This is a genomic window from Desulfovibrio sp. (assembly GCF_018379785.1).
Lineage (GTDB): Bacteria > Desulfobacterota > Desulfovibrionia > Desulfovibrionales > Desulfovibrionaceae > Desulfovibrio.
The window spans coordinates 1,959-6,314 of record NZ_JAGZUV010000118.1; the positions used below are offsets into that span (position 1 = coordinate 1,959).

The 4,356-nt window shown below is 64.0% G+C and carries 6 protein-coding genes and 1 pseudogene; all 7 read left to right on the top strand.

Features of this window, described 5'->3' with window-relative positions; all coding sequences use genetic code 11:
- Positions 1-172: pseudogene (gene glyA / locus KH208_RS15290) on the top strand (serine hydroxymethyltransferase); the annotation flags it as partial.
- 213 nt (positions 173-385) lie between these two features.
- Positions 386-889: a cytidine/deoxycytidylate deaminase family protein gene (locus tag KH208_RS15295; RefSeq protein ID WP_291437731.1), complete on the top strand. Its 504-nt coding sequence runs from the start codon at positions 386-388 to the stop codon at positions 887-889.
- Positions 882-2,039 (top strand): bifunctional diaminohydroxyphosphoribosylaminopyrimidine deaminase/5-amino-6-(5-phosphoribosylamino)uracil reductase RibD, encoded by a 1,158-nt coding sequence (gene ribD / locus KH208_RS15300; RefSeq protein ID WP_291437733.1) that lies wholly within the window; start codon positions 882-884, stop codon positions 2,037-2,039. The genes KH208_RS15295 and ribD overlap by 8 nt, the downstream gene beginning before the upstream one ends.
- A gap of 5 nt (positions 2,040-2,044) precedes the next feature.
- Entirely contained in the window at positions 2,045-2,737 is a 693-nt protein-coding gene (locus KH208_RS15305; RefSeq protein WP_291437735.1) for a riboflavin synthase, read from the top strand.
- A gap of 192 nt (positions 2,738-2,929) precedes the next feature.
- Positions 2,930-3,400 carry a 6,7-dimethyl-8-ribityllumazine synthase gene (gene ribE / locus KH208_RS15310; protein WP_008684728.1) on the top strand — a complete coding sequence of 157 codons (471 nt, stop codon included), beginning with the start codon at positions 2,930-2,932 and terminating at the stop codon, positions 3,398-3,400.
- A gap of 3 nt (positions 3,401-3,403) precedes the next feature.
- The gene (nusB, locus tag KH208_RS15315; RefSeq protein WP_291437738.1) at positions 3,404-3,895 is read left to right on the top strand and encodes a transcription antitermination factor NusB; all 492 of its coding nucleotides are present in this window, start codon (positions 3,404-3,406) and stop codon (positions 3,893-3,895) included.
- 158 nt (positions 3,896-4,053) lie between these two features.
- The coding region (locus KH208_RS15320; RefSeq protein ID WP_291437740.1) for a class I tRNA ligase family protein at positions 4,054-4,356 on the top strand (303 nt) is incomplete at its 3' end.

The following is a 4,356-nucleotide window of genomic DNA, read 5'->3' on the forward strand; positions in this document are numbered from 1 at the left end:
CCGCCTGGGCACGGCGGCCCTGACCACGCGCGGCCTGCAACAGGAACACATGCACACGGTGGGCGGCTTCATCGTGGAGGCTCTGGAAAAACGCCAGGATGCCCAGGAGCTGGCCCGCATTCGCAAGAATGTGGAGGACTTTGCCCGCCAGTTCCCGCTGTTTGCCTGGTAGCCCGCTTTCTTTCGTTTTTTTTGGGGGGAGGGATTCCTTCCCCCCAAAAACTTTTATGATCCATCAGGATAGAGTACTTCACGATTAACGTGCGTGAATTACTCTGGGCAGGCCGTTTGCGCGGCCTGTTTCATTTTCCGTGCCGTGCCCCGCGCGGCTTGGCTTTTGGGCCGCCTCTGTGTAAACTGCCGGAAATCTTTTTGTGAGCGTCCTATGCAACGACTGCCCTGGCCTGATTATTTCATGAATATCACCTACCTGGTGAGCGAGCGTTCCACCTGTACCCGCCGCCGGGTGGGTGCCGTGGCCGTCAAGGACAAACGTATTCTGGCCACAGGCTACAACGGCGCGCCCGCCGGCGTGCCCCACTGTCTGGAGGTGGGTTGCCTGCGCGAACAGCTCGGCATTCCTTCGGGCCAGCGCCATGAGATCTGCCGTGGTCTGCACGCCGAGCAGAACGTCATCATCCAGGCCGCGGTGCACGGCATCAACATCCAGGGCGCCGAACTCTACTGCACCACCCATCCCTGCGTGCTGTGCAGCAAAATGCTGATCAATTGCGGCATACGCCACATTTATTACGCCGAGGACTATCCCGACGATCTGGCCTCGGCCATGTTGCGGGAGGCCGGCGTCACGGTGGAACAATTCAGCTTCACCCCGCCCCGCATCAGCGGCATGCCCGGGGCCATGAGCGGAGAAAAGCGCCATGACTGAACAGGATTTCGCTCCGTTCATGCACGAGGCCATAGCCCTGGCCGAACAGGGACGCTGGAAGGCCTGCCCCAACCCCACGGTAGGCGCGGTGCTGGCGCGTGACGGCCGGGTAGTGGCGCGCGGCTGGCACCATGAGGCGGGACGGGACCATGCCGAGGTGGACTGCCTGAAAGACGCGGCGGCGCGGGGCGTGGACCCCAAAGGCTGCACCCTGGTGGTCACGCTGGAACCCTGCAATCATCAGGGCAAGACGCCGCCCTGCACCCAGGCCATCTTGGACGCGGGCATCAGCCGGGTGGTCATGGGCCTGGCGGACCCCAATCCTCAGGCCGCGGGCGGCGCGGCCCGCCTGCGCGATGCCGGAGTGGAGGTGATCGGCCCGGTCTGCGAAGCGGAATGCCGCGATCTGGTGGCGGATTTTCTAATCTGGCAAAGCACGGACAGGCCCTATGTCATTTTGAAGATGGCCGCCACCTTGGACGGGCGCATCGCCACGCGCAACGGCCAGTCCCAGTGGATCAGCTGCGAAGCCTCCCGCCATGAAGTGCAGGAACTGCGCGCGGGTCTGGGCTTGAGCGGCGGCGCCGTGCTGGTGGGCGGGGGCACCTTCCGGGCTGACAATCCCCGGCTGACCGCGCGCGAGGACGGCTACGAGGGCCCGCAGCCCCTGGCCTGCCTGCTGACCTCGCGCCTGCCCAAACCTGACGCCGACTTTCATCTGCTCAGGGAACGCCCCGGCCAGACGGTTTTTCTGGCCTCCCCGGCCGCGGCGGCCTCTACCACGGCCCAGGCCCTGCGCCAGATGGGCATACGCGTGCTGGCCCTGGGGCCCGGCCCGCAAGGCGGCCCGGATTTTCCCGAACTGTTCCGGGCCTTGCGCCGGGAACTGGGCTGCCCTTATGTGCTCTGCGAAGGCGGCGGCCGTCTGGCTCTGGCCCTGCTGGAAGCGGGATTTGTGGACGAATTCCGCCTGCATCTCGCGCCCATGATTCTGGGCGACGGCGATGCCCGTCCGCTGTTCGCCGGACGTGCGCCCCAGAGCCTGGACGAGGCCCTGCGCCTGCGGGTCAGCCGGACCAGCCTTTGCGGCAACGACGTCCATATTCTGCTGCGTCCGGCGGCCCCGCTTGACGCGGGCCAGGGAGCCTGAACCATATGTTCACGGGCATCATCCAGGGGCAAGGCAAAATAACTTCCCTGCGCAAAAACGGCGCGGAATGCCGCCTGGCTATTCACCCCCTGTTCACCCTGGCGGACGTCACCGACGGCGAATCCATCGCGGTCAACGGCGCCTGTCTTTCAGTGGAAAGCCACAGCCGCGACGGCTTCACGGCATACGCCTCGGCGGAAACCCTGACGCGCACCACCTTGGGCACTCTGCGCAACGGGGATTTGGTCAACCTGGAACGGGCGCTGGCTCTGGGAGACCGCCTGGGCGGGCATCTGGTCAGCGGCCATGTGGACTGTCTGGCCACGGTGCGCGAAATGCGTCCCGCCGGGCAATCCATTTGCTGCCGTCTGGAATTCCCGGCCTCTTTCGGCCCCGAAGTCATTGCCAAAGGCTCGGTGGCCCTTGACGGAATCAGTCTGACGGTCAATGATTGCGGCCCAGATTTTCTGGAGGTCAACATCATTCCCGACACGCAGAAGCGCACTACCATGCGCCACTGGCGGCCCGGCGTGCGCGTCAATATGGAAACGGACCTCATCGGCAAATATGTGCGCAGCCTGCTGGGCCCCTGGTCCGGGCAAACCGGGCCTTCCGGCAAGGACGCCGGAAGCGGCGCGGCAGCGGAAAAAGTCCCGGCCATCAACCGGGAACTGCTGCTGCGCAACGGATTCATATAGCGGAAAGCCGCTGACGTGTTTTTTGAAATGCGGGCTTCGGGATGCGCACGCGTGTCTGATTGCAAAAATTTCGAGCAGAGTTGTACTCTCAATTTTCGCTGACTCACGGCGGCTACCCCGTCTGTGCGTCTCGTTTTTCGAATAAGACACGAAACGTCTTTTGCCATCGTCTTGCACAGCACAGGAGTTTACATGAACCAAGTCAAAACCATCGCGGGCCGGCTCGACGCCAAAGGCCTGAAGGTCGCCATCGTGGCAACCCGCTTCAACGACTTCATCGTGGACCGTCTGGTGGGCGGCGCTCTGGACTACCTGGAACGCCACGGCCTGGACCCTGCGGACATCACCCTGGTGCGCATTCCCGGCGCGTTCGAGCTGCCCCTGGTCTGCCAGAAGCTGGCCGATGCGCGTAAATACGACGGCATTCTGGCCCTGGGCGCGGTGATCCGGGGCGGCACCCCGCACTTCGACTATGTCTGCGCCGAGGCCAGCAAGGGCATTGCCCAGGCCATGCTGGGGTCCGGCACGCCCATCGGCTTCGGCCTGCTGACCTGCGACAGCATCGAGCAGGCCATTGAGCGCGCCGGGTCCAAAGGCGGCAACAAAGGCGTGGAAGCCGCCGCGGCCATGCTGGAAACCATCCGCGTGCTGGAGCAGTTGTAATCCATGAGCAAGGCTAAGAACACCACCCGCCGGGGGGCGCGCGAACTGGCCTTTCAGGTGCTCTACGGGCTTTCCTTCACTCCGGCGGAAAGCCGCGCGGACCTGCGCCGGGCCTTTGTGCTCTCCCCCCACAACACGGCTATGGACGAACAGGATCTCGGCAGCGAGCCCACGGGTTTCGCCTGGGAACTGGTGGAAGGCGTCTGGAGCAACAGCGCAGCGCTGGACACGGCCATCAGCCGTTTTTCCCACAACTGGCGGGTGGACCGCATGGGCCGCATCGAACTGACCCTGCTGCGCCTGGCCGTGTTTGAAATGCTCTACCGCCAGGACGTGCCGCCCAAGGTCGCCATCAACGAGGCTCTGGAGCTGAGCGGCCAGTTCGGCGAGGACAGCGCCAAAAACTTCGTCAACGGCATTCTGGACGCGGCGGCCAAAGCCCTAGAAAGCGGCGAACTGGCGCCGCCCGCGGGTCAGGCCCCCGCCAATCCCTAACACGTATTGCGCTTGAGATTTCCCTTTACGGCGGGCAAAGCCCGCCTGCGTAACTCTCGCGGGCCTTGTGGCGCTTCGTTTTACAAGGCCGAGCATGTCAACAGCAACGAGTAATTTTCATCGTGAAAATGCTCTAACCCGCCGCACGGTATCCGCACATGACGCAAGAACGCTACAATCCGCAGGCTATCGAAGAAAAATGGCAGGCCCGCTGGCGGGAGGAAGACGCCTTCGCCAGCACCCATGAGAGCGACAAGCCCAAATATTACGTGCTGGAGATGTTCCCCTATCCCTCGGGCAACATCCACATGGGCCATGTGCGCAACTATTCCATCGGCGACGTGGTGGCGCGCTGCAAGCGCATGCAGGGCTTCAACGTGCTGCACCCCATGGGCTGGGATGCCTTCGGCCTGCCCGCCGAAAACCCCGCCAGCAATCACCACGGGCGCCCGGCCCAGTGG

What these genes read in the sequence shown, in the direction of transcription:
- KH208_RS15295 (WP_291437731.1), top strand. Translation starts at nt 386, where the DNA reads ATGCAACGACTGCCCTGGCCTGATTATTTCATGAATATCACCTACCTG.
- ribD (WP_291437733.1), top strand. Translation starts at nt 882, where the DNA reads ATGACTGAACAGGATTTCGCTCCGTTCATGCACGAGGCCATAGCCCTG.
- KH208_RS15305 (WP_291437735.1), top strand. Translation starts at nt 2,045, where the DNA reads ATGTTCACGGGCATCATCCAGGGGCAAGGCAAAATAACTTCCCTGCGC.
- ribE (WP_008684728.1), top strand. Translation starts at nt 2,930, where the DNA reads ATGAACCAAGTCAAAACCATCGCGGGCCGGCTCGACGCCAAAGGCCTG.
- nusB (WP_291437738.1), top strand. Translation starts at nt 3,404, where the DNA reads ATGAGCAAGGCTAAGAACACCACCCGCCGGGGGGCGCGCGAACTGGCC.